Source organism: Selenomonas sp. oral taxon 149 str. 67H29BP (genome assembly GCF_000146365.1).
GTDB classification, from domain to species: domain Bacteria; phylum Bacillota; class Negativicutes; order Selenomonadales; family Selenomonadaceae; genus Centipeda; species Centipeda felix.
Window position 1 is genome coordinate 1,937,989 of the sequence record NZ_GL397087.1, and the last position, 13,840, is coordinate 1,951,828.

The window sequence follows — 13,840 nt, forward strand, 5'->3', positions numbered from 1 at the left end:
TTTGTGTAAGGGAGAGCAAGCGAATGACTGAGCAGGAAATGCGTGGGGAGATCCTTGCGCTCGTGCGGGAATACTGCGAAAAATACCATACGCCGAAGGCGGACTTCACGCCGGGGGATCGGCTGCCCTATGCGGCGCGTGTCTACGATCACGAGGAGATGGAGAATCTCGTTTCGAGCGCGCTCGAGTTCTGGCTGACGGCGGGGCATTATACGGATGAGTTCGAGCGCGGTCTTGCCGCATATCTGGGCGTAAAGCACTGTTCGCTCGTCAACTCGGGCTCGTCGGCAAATCTGCTCGCCTTTATGGCACTCACTTCGCCCCTCCTCGGAGAGCGAACCATTCGGCGCGGGGATGAGGTCATCACGGTGGCGGCGGGCTTCCCGACGACGGTTGCGCCGATCATCCAGTACGGAGCGATCCCCGTCTTTGTGGATGTGACACTGCCGACGTACAATGTCGATGTCAGTCTTCTTGAGGGAGCACGCTCAGAGCGGACAAAGGCGGTCATGATTGCGCATACGCTCGGCAATCCGTTCGATCTAGCGGCGGTCAAGGCGTTCTGTGACAGGCACAATCTCTGGCTTGTCGAGGACAACTGCGACGCGCTTGGCTCGCAGTATACGCTGAATGGCGAGAAGCGCTATACGGGAACGATTGGCGACATCGGTACGTTGAGCTTCTATCCGCCGCATCATATGACGATGGGCGAGGGGGGCGCAGTCTATACGAATAATGCCCTGCTGCACCGCATTGTGCGCTCCCTGCGGGACTGGGGGCGCGACTGCATCTGTGCATCAGGGCAGGATAATCTCTGTGGACATCGCTTTGACCGGCAGGACGGGGAACTTCCGTGCGGCTATGATCATAAGTATGTCTATTCGCATTTCGGCTACAATCTGAAGGCGACGGATCTGCAGGCGGCAATCGGCGTGGCACAGCTGAAGAAGCTGCCGTCCTTTGTGGAGCGTCGGCAGCACAATTTCGCGCGCCTGCGCGCGGCACTTGCGGATATGGAGGAGTTCTTCATCCTGCCCGAGGCGACGGAGCACGCACATCCGAGCTGGTTCGGCTTTCTCCTGACTTGCCGCAAAGGGATCGACCGAACGAAGATTGTGCGCTATATCGAGGAGCACGGCATTCAGACGCGCATGCTCTTCGCGGGCAATCTGACGAAGCATCCCTGCTTTGATGAGATGCGGCGTTCGGGTGAAGGCTATCGCATTGCGGGCACGCTTGATGTGACCGACCGCATTATGAACGACACGTTCTGGCTCGGCGTCTATCCTGGGCTGACGGATGAGAAGATCGACTATATGGCGCAGGTGGTGAAGGACGCTGTGCGCGGATAGCAGACAAAGGACTTTGGGAAAGGCAATGATATGAAACAGGAAGAGATGCGTTCGCTGTTGGATGTTTCCGTTGAGGCAGTGGAATACGTGCAGGGCGTGCTGGCTCGTGGAGAAGAGGATTCTGCTATTGCGGAAATTATGGATCATCTGCGTCGGATTGCAGAGGTGTTCGAAGCTGAATATTCCGGTGCCACAGGGCTTTTGCAAAAGGTGTATCTATATGCACGCAATATTCAGGCGTCTGTAGATGAGCTTCGGCGTGATCCGAGCTTGTTTACACGGATTTTTTCATTGGAGATCCGCCCCTTCGTCCTCGAGATGAATCGGCTCTGGCGACTTGATGCCGATGTCCTTTCGGATGCGAGGCAATGGAGGGCGCATCAACAGGAACTGATGCAGTCGATGACCGCATTGCACCAAGCGCCACGCAAGAACTATCCGTATGAGGTGTCGATCATACTGCTCGCCTATAATAAATTGGAGTATACAAAAGCCGCTGTTGAGAGCCTCTTTGCCCATACGGATTTTTCGAGCGGGCGGGTGGAACTCATCACAATCAACAACGGCTCGGACGACGGTACACGGGAATATTTTGAGCGTCTTCCTCATACGAAGAAGGTGAACCTCAAATACAATGTCCTTGCCATCAATGCGCATCAATATATTGTCGAAGGCAGGTACGTTGTCGGATTCTCAAATGACATTATTGCAACGCCGCATTGGCTCGACCATCTGCTTGTGGCGATGGAATCGGACGCGCGTATTGCCTGTGCTGTTCCGACCTGCAACGAGGGAGGAATATCGAATGATCAGGGAATCCCTGTTTCCTACCCGAATACGTTTGAGGGCGTTGAACCTATGCAGGCGTTTGCTGCCGCACATAATCATTTGAATCCTGCGCTTTGGGAGGATCGGTGTCTCCTGATGCCCTTCCTTTCGATTATACGGACCGATATCTGTCGGATGGGGGGGATCGATCCCATCTATACACGTGCAGAATTTGTGGATGACGATCTGTCTACCCTCCTGCGCCGTACAGGCTGGCGGCAGCTGCTTCTCAAGGATACCTTTATGCACCATTTTGGCGGCGTAACACTCGGCGAGGGACGCCGTAAGGGGGCAGGAAATGCTCTCGATGAGATGCGTCGTGTCTATTATGAGAAATGGGGCGTGGATGCATGGGATTCACGGGGCTCTTTTATCGCCGTAGAGGATGTGTGGAAGTGGCATGCTTTTCGTGCTGGTGAACGCGTGCTGATATTGGAGCCGCGTTTTGGCGATTTTGCCTGTGGTCTGGTCAATGAATATCGGCGCAGCGGATTTGCACCGCATATGACGGCGGCGGTCTTTGATGAGCGCTATCTGCCGGATACGGACTATCTCTTCGATGTGACAGTGACGGCGGCAGGGATTGAAGATGTTGCTGCGGAGGGGGGGCGGTATGATGTAATCTCTGCGGGCTGTTATCTGGACGAGCTCCCTCTTAAGGATGTGATCGCTGATCTGGAGCACCTTTATTCGCTTCTTGCAGAGGACGGAATGCTGCTCCTGCCCGTGCGGAATCCTAGCAGTGCCTATGAACTGGATCATGTCATGAACAAAGGGATGCGGGATGTGTACGGCCTCGAGAACGAAGTAAAGAGCTATCGCAGCTTTTCTTATCGGCATCTCTTGCGTGCGCTCTATGCACATCCTTACCTGCATCGTTATCAAGTTCATTCCATCATGTTCCGTGAGGACGAGCCCCTTGTGGAGCGTATGAAGCCGCTCCTTCGGAGCGATGAGGATGTGCCGTCGGATCTGGAAGTCAGCCTTTCGATACGTATGTTTTTTCTTGGTATTTTCAAAGAAAATGCATAGCTGTACATCGGGCGGAGGTCAGTCCTCCGCTCTTTTTTTGCGCCGCGGGCGGATGGTGATGAGGAAGGCGGTGGTGTAGGCGGTGATGGGGATGGCACAGAGGAGGCCGATACTGCCGACGAGGGAGCGGACGATCTCGGTGGCGATCATGTTGAGGTTGAGGACGTGGCGGAGCGGGAGGTCGGGCTGGGCGGAGATGAGGAGGATGAGCGGGAGTGCACCGCCGATGTAGGCGAGGACAAGGGTGTTCGCCATGGTGCCCATGACGTCGCGGCCGACGCTCATGCCCGAGGAGACGAGTGCCTCGAACTTCGTCTTGGGGGCGAGCTGCTTCATTTCGTACTGCGCGGAAGCGATGGAGACGGCGACGTCCATGACGGCACCGAGCGCACCGAGAACGATGCCGGCAAAGAGCAGTTCACGGAAGTCCACCTCCTGCAGATAGAGTGCCTTAAGCATGCCCGCCTGTTCCTCGGCGATGCCCGTGAGGTAGGTGCCGTGGATAGCGATGACGGCGAGGAGTCCCGCGATAAGGATGCCGCCGATGGTGCCGATGATGGCACCCGCCGCCTTGACGCTGCGCCCGCTCACGATGAGCTGGGTGGCGAGAGCGATGATGCTGCCGATGCAAAGCGTTGCGAGGATGATGTGCGAGGGCGCGTAGAGGATAAAGGAAATGAGTCCCTTTGCGATGAGAATGACGGCGAAGAGGAGAACCAGGAGGGCCTTCGCGCCCGTTATGCCGCCGAAGAAGATGAGGAGTGTGGCAAAGATGGCGAGCAGGAGGAGCATGGCGGGAAGGCGGTCGTAGTCGACAATAGCATAGCTTTCGCCCGCAGGACGGACGAGGATGTGTTCGCCCTCCTCCGGATGAATGTCAAAGGCAGGATTGTTGAAGGTATGGTGGAGAATTGTCTCCTCTGTTCCCTCCGCAGGACCGGAGTTGAGATGAATGCGAACCGTGTATGCGGCGCTGTCCGGGGCAAAGGAGGTCGTGCCGCCCGCTGCGTTCTCCACGTGGAGGATTTCCGCCTTGTAGGTCGGCGGGTCATCTTCTTCACCTGCGGGCAGATGCGTGAGGACAGCGCAGAAGAGGATGACGGAGAGGACTGCAATGAGGAGATGCGGCAAGCGGCGGGGGCGATGTTTCATGGTGAACTCCTTTTGATCAACGATAAACTCCTGTGAATAATCACATGATTTCTATATATTATCGCATGAAGTAAAGGTGATTTCAATAGTTATTCTTGATTATGCAAGAGCTATTGACAGATGAGTCATTCTCACATATACTGAGAACAACGAGATGATTCCAGAGAGGATGGCGGCATTGCCGCACCTCACGGCGCAGGAATTGTCATCGTCTCAGGGAGCGATCCATCAAGGCTGCCATTGGGCAGCTTTTCTTTGTCATAGGTGTTTCTGTACAGGGGATCGGTCGCTCTGTGATGCGGCAAAGCGCCAAGGATAAAGGGGGCTTTCACTGGGCTGCGGAGGGAGAATCGGCATGCGCGGGAAAGCGATATAGTGAAGGAGGAAACAGTATGTTCTCGAAGACAGATTTTTGGATTGGCCTTGCGGTTGGCGCGGTCGCCGGTATTTTCGGCTATCGTTTCATGCAGGAGCGCACACAGCAGCTGGCGGCGCTTGAGGCCGGCTCGGCGGATCTCTCGCTCGCTGAGCTCCAGCGCCAGAAGGAGGAGCTCGAGGATCTGATCGCGGCACAGGCTGCATCGGAGAAGTAAGTTTTCCACGCCACGGGGGCTGCTGCGCATCTCTGCGCGCAGCCCTTTTTCGACAAATATGGATAAAGAGAAGGGGGTTTCAATGAGTATTTTCGATACGATCAAGAATGCGATTCCGCACTCGGCGATGGATCTGTTCATCCGCTCGACGGATGTCGCTTCCTATATGCCGGGACGCGTGCGTCTCTACAGCAAGCAGCTCGTGAACAATGCTTCACTCGAACAGCAGGTGCGTGAGCGGCTGAACGCACTCACAGAGATCGAGTGTGTGGATACGAATATTGCCACAGGATCGATCCTCATCACGTATGAGCCGGAGCGTCTGCGTGCGAATGCGGAACTGCGGCGTGTGGAGGACTATATGCGTAAACATGCGAGGAGGCGGGCATCATGACGTACCTGTCGGGGCTGATGCTCGGCGCTTCATTGGCAAATATGGCCCGCCAGATGATTCTCGGGACGGGAGGACATTCTGCTGAGGGCCGTATGCTGCACGGACCAGGCGGCCTGTTTGCTGCACCGGAGCGCCCGCGCGGGAAGAGTTCGCATGCCTTGGCGCATACGGCCGAGCAGCCCGCTGCGCCGGTTTCCTGTGCGGTGCCGACGGCTGTTTTTTCCTGTGTTCATGCTTCACCGGGACGCCGCCGCTACCGTACGCCGTATTTGACGGAGTCATTTGCCGCTGTGCTGGAGGAACGTCTCCTTCGTCTGCCGTTCATCCGTGCGGTTCGTACCAATGTGGCTTCGGGCAGCATTCTGCTCATCTATGCGCCGGAGGATGAGGCGCATGTACTCGTCCTGGCGGAGGGGCTGAGTGCCATCTTTGCCGAGGGCAAGGTTCAGCCGCCCGCGACGTTTGCCAAGAGTGTGCGCCGTTCAGTGGAGACGCTTAGTGGATGGATTCAGCGCAATACGGGCGGAGCCCTCGATCTGAGTTCGCTTGTCGCCGGGATTTTCATTATGCGCGGCATACGTCAGCTGGTGATTTCCAATAATACGCCCTCGGGCTCGCAGATGCTCTGGTGGGCGCTGTCGCTGATGAGGGGATGGAAGGTATGACACGAGTGATGCACAAGCGGATCCGTCTCTCGGCGGCATTGCCGCGCGAGGATGCACAGCAGCTCGCAGCGCGCCTGCGCCGCTTCCCTGCAGTGGTGGCGGTATCCGCCCATGAGAAATACGTGGATCTCTGGCATGTGGGGACGCTCCCGACGGCGCGCGTCCTCACAGCGGCAGAGCGTGCCGTGCGCGCGGCGGCAGAGAAGGCAGTGACGCCGACGGAGCGGCTGGCGGAATTCCGCCGCGATGCAGTGATCTCACTCGCGAGCTTTGCGGCGATGGAGCTGCTGCGGCGCGGTGCACCCGAGCTCTTTGCCTCGGTGAAGGTACTGCGCTCGCTGCTCGTGCTCGCGATTTCGCGCAATTTCATCAAGACGGGCATCGGCGGTCTGATCGAGGATCGGCAGCCGAATGCGGATACGCTCACGACGACGGCGGTGATCGCCTCGGTGCTCGCGGGGAAACCCGAGTCGAGCCTCATGCTCCTCGCGCTCAGCAACGGGGCGGAGATGCTGACGAGCTACGCGGCGGAAAAGGCGCGCTCGCACATCTCAGGGCTCCTGTCCCTCGACCAACGCGATGTCTGGCTCGTGGAGCAGACGCCGAATGGCGAGGTGGAACGCAAGGTGCCCGTGGAGGAGGTACGCCCCGGTGATACGATCGCTGTGCACGCGGGAGAGAAAATCGTCATCGACGGCCGCGTTCTGCGCGGCAATGCGGCGGTGACGCAGGCGTCCGTGACGGGCGAGTCTGCCCCTGCGATGAAGAAGGAGGGCACTCCGGTCTACGCGGGCAGCGTGGTCGAGGCAGGCGAGCTTGTGATCGCCGTGGAGAAGGTGGGCAGCGATACGTCGCTTGCACACATCGTCCACCTCGTCGAGGAGGCACAGACGCGCCGCGCACCCGTGCAGAATTTTGCCGATCAGATGGCGAACTATCTCGTGCCCGTGTCCTTCCTCGGGGCGGCGATTGTCTACGGGGCAACGCGCGATTGGGGACGTGTGCTGAACCTGCTCTTCATCGACTTCTCCTGCGGCCTGAAGCTCTCGACGGCGACGGCGATGTCGGCGGCGATTGCGGCAGCGGCCAAGCGCGGGATCCTCGTCAAGGGCGGCAACTACATTGAGGCGCTGGCACGCACGGATACGGTCGTGCTCGACAAGACGGGCACACTGACGGTCGGCATCCCAGAGATCACGTTTATCCGTACGGCGTCAGGGGTGACGGAGAAGGAGATGATTCTGCTCGCGGCATCCGCTGAGGAGCACTCCGTGCATCCGCTCGCCGTGGCAATCCAGAAGTATGTGGAGGAAAAGGCGTGGCAGGCACCGCAGCACCGCTCCTCTAAGACGATCGTGGCACGCGGAATGCTCGCTGAGGTGCCGGATTTTGAGGACTTTACGGGCGGAACGATCCGCGTCGGCAGCCGCCGTTTCCTGCAGGAGAACGGCGTGACGGATCCGGAGGATCTCGCCGCGTCGACATCCGGCAAAAATGTGCTCTTTGTTGCGCGCGACACGCGCCTCATCGGTGTGATCGGGATTGAGGATCCCATCCGTCCAAAGATGAAGAAGACGCTGAATCAGCTGCGCCGCTGCGGTGTGGATGAGATCGTCATGCTGACGGGCGATTCTAAGGCGGTCGCGGCAGAGGTGGCGCGCGATATGGATGTGGACTCCTATCATGCGGAGATTCTGCCCGAGGACAAGTCGCGCTATGTGAACGAGCTGAAGCAGCGCGGGACAGTGATGATGGTCGGCGACGGCATCAACGATGCGCCCGCACTCGCCTTCGCCGATGTCGGCGTTTCCCTCGGCGGACGCCAGACGGATATTGCGGCCGAGTCCTCGGCGGTGACAATTCACGGGGAGGATCCAATCCGCCTCGTGGAGGCGCTGCGCCTCGGACGGCGGACGATGCATCTCGTGCATCAGAATTTTAAGGCGACGCTGCTCGTCAACTCGTCGGCGATGCTGCTCGGCGCACTCGGCGCGATCAGCCCGCTCGCAGCGGCCGCGATCCACAATACAGCGACGCTCGCGGTGGTGCTGAACAGCTGCCGCATTCTGACGCCCGAGGGCGGTATGTTTGCACGGAAAATGGCGAAGTAGAACGCCGAATCTTTGTTTGTTGATTTTTCTCTCATATTGTTGTAGAATATGACATGTGAAGATGAGATAGGATCTACGATATGCCGATCCGCTGTTTTGAGAGGAGAGTTTGACCGATGGCAGGAAAGATGAAGAACTGCTCGAGCTGCGGGAAGGTGTTCGTTTCAATCAATAACTCCCGCATCTGCGCGGACTGCCGTGAGAAGGAAGAGAAGTGGGAGAAGGAGATCATCGAGTACGTGCGTGACCATCCGAAGAGTCAGATCCCCGAGATTGTTGAGGCAACAGGCATACAGGAGCCTGTCATTCGCCGCATGATCCGGGAAGGACGGTTTCTTTCGAGCGATGTGGAGCTCTTTTATCCGTGTGAGAAATGTGGCTCGCCCATCCAGAAAGGGCAGTACTGCGATAAGTGCCAGAAGGAGATGCGTGACGAGCTGAAAGCAGCTGTCAGCAAGCAGAGTGCCTCGGGCATGCGCACCACATCGAAAGGCAGCGGCCGCCGCGGCTATGTGACCCTCGGCGGGAAGTAAGAATCCCCGATACGTACTTAAGAAAAAAATCTTAAGTACGTATCTTTTTTTTTCGATAAAGAAGGTGAAAGGATTCCGAACCCATTTCGCAGCGGGAACGCGAAGGCCGCGCAGCGATCGGTTCGGAGATACACAGGTGGTGAACGATATGTTAATCAGAAATCAGACAATCGCAGCAGTGAGCAGACTCTACGCCGGTGTACCGGCAGCGGGAACGCGCCGTGTGGATGCGGCGGGAGCCGTGCAGGCACCGGATGCACTCGAGCTTTCGGGTGAGGCACAGAGCTTTGGCGATATCCTGCAGCAGCTGCGCGGCATGAGCGATGTCCGAAAGGAGCGCGTTGCAGAGGTCTCCGCACGTGTCGAGAACGGCAGCTATGCACCGGCCTCGGCGGAGATCGCGGCAAAGATGCTCGCCATGCGCTATTGATGGAGCAGCTCATGTGGAATGCATTTACGGCGACGCTCGAGGAGCTCTCGCGTCAGTATGAGAAGATCCGTGCCGTGCAGGAAAAGAAACGCAAGATTCTCGTCGCACTCGACATGGAGGCACTCGAAAAACTGACCGCCGAGGAGGATTTTCTCGCGCGTGCGGTGGAGCGGCTTGAGACGGATCGGCTCGCACATCTCGCCCACATTGCGAAGGCAACGCCGGGCGTGAGCGCCGAGACGAATATGGAGGAGCTGGCGCTCCTCGCTCCGAGCGATGCCGTACATCGCAGTGTGCTTGCGGCAAGTCGCAGGCTGAGCAAAGTCGTCGCGGAGACGAAGGAACTGCGCGATGGAAATGCCCTCCTCATCGAGGGGGCACTCATGGCAGTGAACCGCCAGCTCGGACGCATTGGCGGCGCCGTGGTCGATCCCGTGTACGGGAGCGGCGGCACGGAGCAGGTGCGGCATCTGCGCAAGAACCTGGACTATGAGGCGTGAACGGCCATGACGAATGAGACCCGCGCGGCACTCATGCTCCTGAAGGAGCAGCTCGCGGCCGCGGAGGAGGCACTTGCCTCCTATGATGCGCTTGTCGCCGCGCTCCAGCACAGTGCATTTGGTGCGGGGATCAGCGAGGCAACAGCGACAGCTGAGCGGAGCCTCTCTGCGGTACGTGCACTCGCACGGCGGCAGGAAGAGTATCTCGCGGAGGTGCAGGAAGACAGCATGGCGGACGCCGTTGCACGCGAGCCAAATCCACGGGAGCACTTCGCTGCAGTACGTGCCATGCGTGCTGTGCAGACACGGCATGAGAGACTGCGTGAGCGCGTGCGAACGGCAGAGCAGCTGCTGGAAAAGAGTGCAGAGTTTATCCGCTATCAGCTCAACGTCGTTTCGGGCACGATGGCGGATGATACCTACGGATGCTCTCAGCCTGTGGCAGGGCCGCCCGTCGGACTGCGGCGCGAGATCGCCATGTTCGACGCAGATGTATAACGGATGGAATAATCAGGACTTCCAAACAGGGAAAAGAGTGAGGGAATATGCGGTCAACATTTGCCGGGCTCAATACGATGGTGCGGGGTATCCAGAACAATCAGCTCTCGCTTGATACGACCGGTCACAACATTACCAACGCCTCGACAGAGGGGTACTCACGTCAGCGCGTGGACTCGGCGGCGACGAACTATCAGGAGCGGCCGTCCCTCTACGGGAATGTCTACGTCGGCGGCGGTGTCGATGTCGTCGCGCTGAACCGTGCACGCAACATCTACGCGGACAAGCAGTTCTGGTCGGAGACCTCGACGCAGAATCTCTATAAGACGTACAAGACGAACTACGACAAGGCACAGGCCGTCTTTAACGATGCAAAGGAGACGGGCGTTCTTAACGCGATGCAGCAGTTCTACAGCGCGTTGGTCAACCTCTCTGACTACGCGAGCGATTCAGCGTCGCGTACAGCGGTACTGACGAAGGGCAACAACCTCGTGGACCGCATCAAGACGGGTGCACGTCAGCTGCAGGATCAGATCAAGGCGCAGTACGATGAAATGCGCATTCAGGTCGGCAAGGCAAACAGTATCGCGGAAAAGATCGCTGTCCTCAACCAGAACATCATGCTCGCCGAGAACAACGGCGGCAAGGCAAATGATCTGCGTGACCAGCGCGATCTCCTTGTGGACAAGCTTTCGGAGATCACAAACGTCAATGTCTATGAGGAGGCAAACGGCCAGTACACCGTCGTCTCGAACGGCATGACACTCGTCCAGCGCGACAGTCACCTCACCATCGAGATGAGCCCGCCGATCGACAACGTGCGTTATGGTATCAACGACTATACGCTGCGTATCAAGGAGGCGGGCGGTATCGGCTATGTCCCGCAGGGCGGTGTCCTGCGGGCACTGCAGGATACGATCGTGCAGGACAAGGGCTATATTGACAATCTTGCCGACATCTCGGCGACGCTCCTTACGACGTTTAACGGCGTACACAAGCTGGGGGCGGGGATTGATGCGGATGCGACGTCGTGGTTGAATTTTTTCGGTCGGAATAAGTTCACCAGCCCGTCGGGCACATACGACCAGATGAACTACGTATGGCATGTGCATCCGACGACGGGCGACAGGTGGCTCGAGGCCTATGGCGTAAATATCACACGCACGACAAGCGGTGGACCTCCTCCGACGTCGGCCACAGTGACAATGGCAACGGCCGCGACACCCGATGAACTGCGCTCCATCCAGATTATCAATGAGCTGCAGGTCAGTGAGCAGCTTATGGCGCAGGGTGGACAGAACCTCGTCGCTGCACGTCAAATCAAGAATGCGACGATCTCTGCCGGCGGTATGACGTATGATTTTGCAAATGTCAACGGAACAGCAGACGGATCACTGGCTGTTGAACTGAGCAAGCTGTTTAACATGGATGTGAAAAACACCATGAATCCGGCAGACATCATGAACCTCACAGGATTTTCTGTGACGCATGACCGCCCGATCGGATCGGTCTCGATTAACCAATATTATAACACGGTGATGAGCCATCTCGGTGCGGATGCCGAGAACCTCGACAAGAAGATGAAGCAGCAGGATGACCTCATGGTGCAGATCAACCAGTGGCGGCAGTCGACGGCAGGCGTAGACTGGAACGAAGAATTGACGAATATGATTAAGTTCCAGACGGGCTACGGCGCATGCTCGCGTGTCCTGACGTCGATGGACGAGATCCTGGATCGCCTCATCAACAGCACGGGTGTCGTCGGAAGGTAGGGGATGAACGATGATTCGTATCAGCAGTAACTACATGGTGCAGCGCTATCAGAAAGACTTGAATGAGCTGGACTACACGAAAGCAAAGCTCATGGAACAGGGCGACGGGAAGAAGCTTCATCGCCCCTCCGACAACTCCGTGGACTATTCGCGCTATCTGCGCTACAACGTCTCCGAAGGCGAAAATGACCGCTATCAGGCGAGCGTCAAGGCGGGCATCTCATGGATGAACACAACCCAGACAGCCCTCAGTTCGATGGAAGACATTCAGAAGACGTTCAAGGCGAAGACCATTCAGGGCGCGAACGACGATAAGGATGAGAACGGCGGCGACTGGCCCGCGATTGCACGTGAGATGAAAGCAGAGATCCAACAGATCGTTTCTCTCGGCAATACACAGCTCGGCGACCGCTATATTTTCTCGGGGCAGGCAGATCTGCGTCAACCGTTCTCCATCTCAGATGAGAACAAGCCGCTGCTTCGCGGTGTTGCCAAGACGCTCGATGACCGGCAGGCAGCCTTCTTTAATGACGCAAGCAATGACAAGAGCGCAAACTTCCTGCATCAGATGATCTCCCTCGACGGCAGTGACGGAGAAAACTACTATATGAACACCCTGACGGGCGCAGTCTACTCGCGGCAATTTGTGCAGGAAGGGTATAAGGCTCTGCTCGCCAAGGGGTATAAGACGGTGGGAGAAGCTGCCGCGGCCGGCGAGGCGACATCCATCGGGAATGGCGGCGCAGGCCCGAACTTTATCAAGAATAATTTTAAGAATACAGGAGAGGTACTCAATCCCGGATGGTCGGTCGGTGTGGGCGGTGTGACGATGAAATTCTCGACCGTACGCCAGCAGATCGTTTCCTACAACGGCGATTTTCGCTACATTTCGATGGTTAAGCAAAATGGATCGGTTGAACCGACGGCAGACACGGTGAACAAGACGGGGCTCGATATCTTTGGGCGTGACCTCTTCGATGACGAGAATTCGGGCAACGAGCCCTCGGGGACCGCGATGGTGAACAGTATGCTGACCGTGTACGCCAAGACGAAATCTGCCGACCCGCATTGGCTTAGCTCGGACGGCATCTCGCTCGCCGATGCGGCGAACCAGGTAACGCTGCAGGCCCATACGGAGACGGGCGCACGCACCCAGCTCTACAAGAATATGACCGATGTTCTCACCGATTATAAGGAAAACATCACGCGCGATATCACAAATGTTTCGTCGGCGGACGTCGCGGAGCTCGCGATGAAGATGATGCAGCAGCAGACAGTCATGAGCATGTCGCTCTCGATGGGCGCGCGCATCCTGCCGCTCTCGCTCGTGGACTATCTGCGGTAGGACGCCGCACGGATGATATGATGGGAAAGGATGCCCAAGATGCCGATGCTCTACCTCAATGTGCGCCATACGCTGCCGATGATCGGGATACAGTCGCAAAAGAATACACTGGACTCCGGTATTCAGCAGCCGCAGTATGACCAGGAGACGCAGAATGCACGCTCCAATCTGTACGCGACCCAGCCAAAACTCGATATTGACAGCTATCCGAGCCGGCATAGCTATGGCTGCACCAGCAATTCAGATTTTGCCCGCGAGAATATGCAGCGCGGCTTTTCGGGAGTGCAGGAGGGGACGTCGAAGCACACGCAGATGGGCTGGTCGCTCGCCGAGGATGGGCCGAAGCCCGGGCGTCAGATAGCGATCGAGCAGATTTACCGTGATATGATGAGCATTGCCGACCAGAACCGCGTGCTCGTCGCACAGGCAATCCCTGATCCCGAGGTGCATTTCACCGTCGGCGAGGTCGCCGGCGAGCCGGCCGTCGGGCGCACGACGCCGCACTGGAATGTGACGAGCCGTGCGCGCGTCGAGTACAACCGCGGCAATATCGAGATCTATCTGCAGCAGAAGGGCAGCATCCGCGCGTGGGTCAGCGAAGGAAAATATGATATACTTGCGTAACAGGAGTCTCT

Annotated in this window: 14 protein-coding genes; 13 read left to right on the forward strand and 1 reads right to left on the reverse strand. The window is 57.7% G+C overall.

Annotated elements, in window-relative coordinates; genetic code table 11:
• The first annotated feature begins 23 nt into the window (after positions 1 to 23).
• Together rfbH and HMPREF9166_RS09150 are read left to right on the forward strand one after the other, a co-directional pair.
• Positions 24 to 1,352, forward strand: a complete 1,329-nt coding sequence (gene rfbH / locus HMPREF9166_RS09145) for a lipopolysaccharide biosynthesis protein RfbH (RefSeq protein WP_009753734.1) — start codon at positions 24 to 26, stop codon at positions 1,350 to 1,352.
• A gap of 30 nt (positions 1,353 to 1,382) precedes the next feature.
• Positions 1,383 to 3,212, forward strand: coding sequence for a glycosyltransferase (locus tag HMPREF9166_RS09150; protein ID WP_009753735.1), 1,830 nt, complete (start codon positions 1,383 to 1,385; stop codon positions 3,210 to 3,212).
• Positions 3,213 to 3,230: 18 nt separating this feature from the next.
• Here the strand turns inward: HMPREF9166_RS09150 and HMPREF9166_RS09155 are convergent, their stop codons facing one another.
• Positions 3,231 to 4,364 (reverse strand): YibE/F family protein, encoded by a 1,134-nt coding sequence (locus HMPREF9166_RS09155; RefSeq protein WP_039981309.1) that lies wholly within the window; start codon positions 4,362 to 4,364, stop codon positions 3,231 to 3,233.
• A gap of 392 nt (positions 4,365 to 4,756) precedes the next feature.
• On the opposite strand from HMPREF9166_RS09155, the gene HMPREF9166_RS09160 reads away from it, so the two are divergent.
• The 11 genes from HMPREF9166_RS09160 (at position 4,757) to HMPREF9166_RS09210 (ending at position 13,829) form a co-directional block, all read left to right on the forward strand.
• Positions 4,757 to 4,957 carry a 50S ribosomal protein L9 gene (locus HMPREF9166_RS09160; RefSeq protein ID WP_039981310.1) on the forward strand — a complete coding sequence of 67 codons (201 nt, stop codon included), beginning with the start codon at positions 4,757 to 4,759 and terminating at the stop codon, positions 4,955 to 4,957.
• 82 nt (positions 4,958 to 5,039) lie between these two features.
• A complete protein-coding gene (locus tag HMPREF9166_RS09165) occupies positions 5,040 to 5,351 on the forward strand; it encodes an HMA2 domain-containing protein (protein ID WP_039981311.1) in 312 nt (103 codons plus the stop codon).
• A complete protein-coding gene (locus tag HMPREF9166_RS09170; protein ID WP_009753740.1) occupies positions 5,348 to 6,016 on the forward strand; it encodes an HMA2 domain-containing protein in 669 nt (222 codons plus the stop codon). Before HMPREF9166_RS09165 ends, HMPREF9166_RS09170 begins: the two co-directional genes overlap by 4 nt.
• Positions 6,004 to 8,127 (forward strand): cation-translocating P-type ATPase, encoded by a 2,124-nt coding sequence (locus HMPREF9166_RS09175; protein WP_009753741.1) that lies wholly within the window; start codon positions 6,004 to 6,006, stop codon positions 8,125 to 8,127. The genes HMPREF9166_RS09170 and HMPREF9166_RS09175 overlap by 13 nt, the downstream gene beginning before the upstream one ends.
• Before the next feature lie 116 nt (positions 8,128 to 8,243).
• The gene (locus HMPREF9166_RS09180; protein ID WP_009753742.1) at positions 8,244 to 8,660 is read left to right on the forward strand and encodes a flagellar protein; all 417 of its coding nucleotides are present in this window, start codon (positions 8,244 to 8,246) and stop codon (positions 8,658 to 8,660) included.
• A 148-nt stretch (positions 8,661 to 8,808) separates the two neighbouring features.
• A complete protein-coding gene (flgM, locus tag HMPREF9166_RS09185; RefSeq protein ID WP_009753743.1) occupies positions 8,809 to 9,090 on the forward strand; it encodes a flagellar biosynthesis anti-sigma factor FlgM in 282 nt (93 codons plus the stop codon).
• An 11-nt stretch (positions 9,091 to 9,101) separates the two neighbouring features.
• Positions 9,102 to 9,590 (forward strand): flagellar protein FlgN, encoded by a 489-nt coding sequence (locus HMPREF9166_RS09190; protein WP_039981723.1) that lies wholly within the window; start codon positions 9,102 to 9,104, stop codon positions 9,588 to 9,590.
• 6 nt (positions 9,591 to 9,596) lie between these two features.
• Positions 9,597 to 10,088: a hypothetical protein gene (locus HMPREF9166_RS09195; RefSeq protein WP_009753745.1), complete on the forward strand. Its 492-nt coding sequence runs from the start codon at positions 9,597 to 9,599 to the stop codon at positions 10,086 to 10,088.
• 47 nt (positions 10,089 to 10,135) lie between these two features.
• Entirely contained in the window at positions 10,136 to 11,860 is a 1,725-nt protein-coding gene (gene flgK / locus HMPREF9166_RS09200) for a flagellar hook-associated protein FlgK (protein WP_009753746.1), read from the forward strand.
• A gap of 10 nt (positions 11,861 to 11,870) precedes the next feature.
• Positions 11,871 to 13,205: a flagellar hook protein gene (locus HMPREF9166_RS09205; protein WP_009753747.1), complete on the forward strand. Its 1,335-nt coding sequence runs from the start codon at positions 11,871 to 11,873 to the stop codon at positions 13,203 to 13,205.
• Between the two features lie 39 nt (positions 13,206 to 13,244).
• The gene (locus HMPREF9166_RS09210) at positions 13,245 to 13,829 is read left to right on the forward strand and encodes a DUF6470 family protein (RefSeq protein WP_039981312.1); all 585 of its coding nucleotides are present in this window, start codon (positions 13,245 to 13,247) and stop codon (positions 13,827 to 13,829) included.
• Positions 13,830 to 13,840 lie beyond the last annotated feature (11 nt).

Coding starts and splice junctions, on each gene's coding strand:
- rfbH (WP_009753734.1), top strand. CDS start 24: ATGACTGAGCAGGAAATGCGTGGGGAGATCCTTGCGCTCGTGCGGGAA.
- HMPREF9166_RS09150 (WP_009753735.1), top strand. CDS start 1,383: ATGAAACAGGAAGAGATGCGTTCGCTGTTGGATGTTTCCGTTGAGGCA.
- HMPREF9166_RS09155 (WP_039981309.1), bottom strand. CDS start 4,364: ATGAAACATCGCCCCCGCCGCTTGCCGCATCTCCTCATTGCAGTCCTC.
- HMPREF9166_RS09160 (WP_039981310.1), top strand. CDS start 4,757: ATGTTCTCGAAGACAGATTTTTGGATTGGCCTTGCGGTTGGCGCGGTC.
- HMPREF9166_RS09165 (WP_039981311.1), top strand. CDS start 5,040: ATGAGTATTTTCGATACGATCAAGAATGCGATTCCGCACTCGGCGATG.
- HMPREF9166_RS09170 (WP_009753740.1), top strand. CDS start 5,348: ATGACGTACCTGTCGGGGCTGATGCTCGGCGCTTCATTGGCAAATATG.
- HMPREF9166_RS09175 (WP_009753741.1), top strand. CDS start 6,004: ATGGAAGGTATGACACGAGTGATGCACAAGCGGATCCGTCTCTCGGCG.
- HMPREF9166_RS09180 (WP_009753742.1), top strand. CDS start 8,244: ATGGCAGGAAAGATGAAGAACTGCTCGAGCTGCGGGAAGGTGTTCGTT.
- flgM (WP_009753743.1), top strand. CDS start 8,809: ATGTTAATCAGAAATCAGACAATCGCAGCAGTGAGCAGACTCTACGCC.
- HMPREF9166_RS09190 (WP_039981723.1), top strand. CDS start 9,102: ATGTGGAATGCATTTACGGCGACGCTCGAGGAGCTCTCGCGTCAGTAT.
- HMPREF9166_RS09195 (WP_009753745.1), top strand. CDS start 9,597: ATGACGAATGAGACCCGCGCGGCACTCATGCTCCTGAAGGAGCAGCTC.
- flgK (WP_009753746.1), top strand. CDS start 10,136: ATGCGGTCAACATTTGCCGGGCTCAATACGATGGTGCGGGGTATCCAG.
- HMPREF9166_RS09205 (WP_009753747.1), top strand. CDS start 11,871: ATGATTCGTATCAGCAGTAACTACATGGTGCAGCGCTATCAGAAAGAC.
- HMPREF9166_RS09210 (WP_039981312.1), top strand. CDS start 13,245: ATGCCGATGCTCTACCTCAATGTGCGCCATACGCTGCCGATGATCGGG.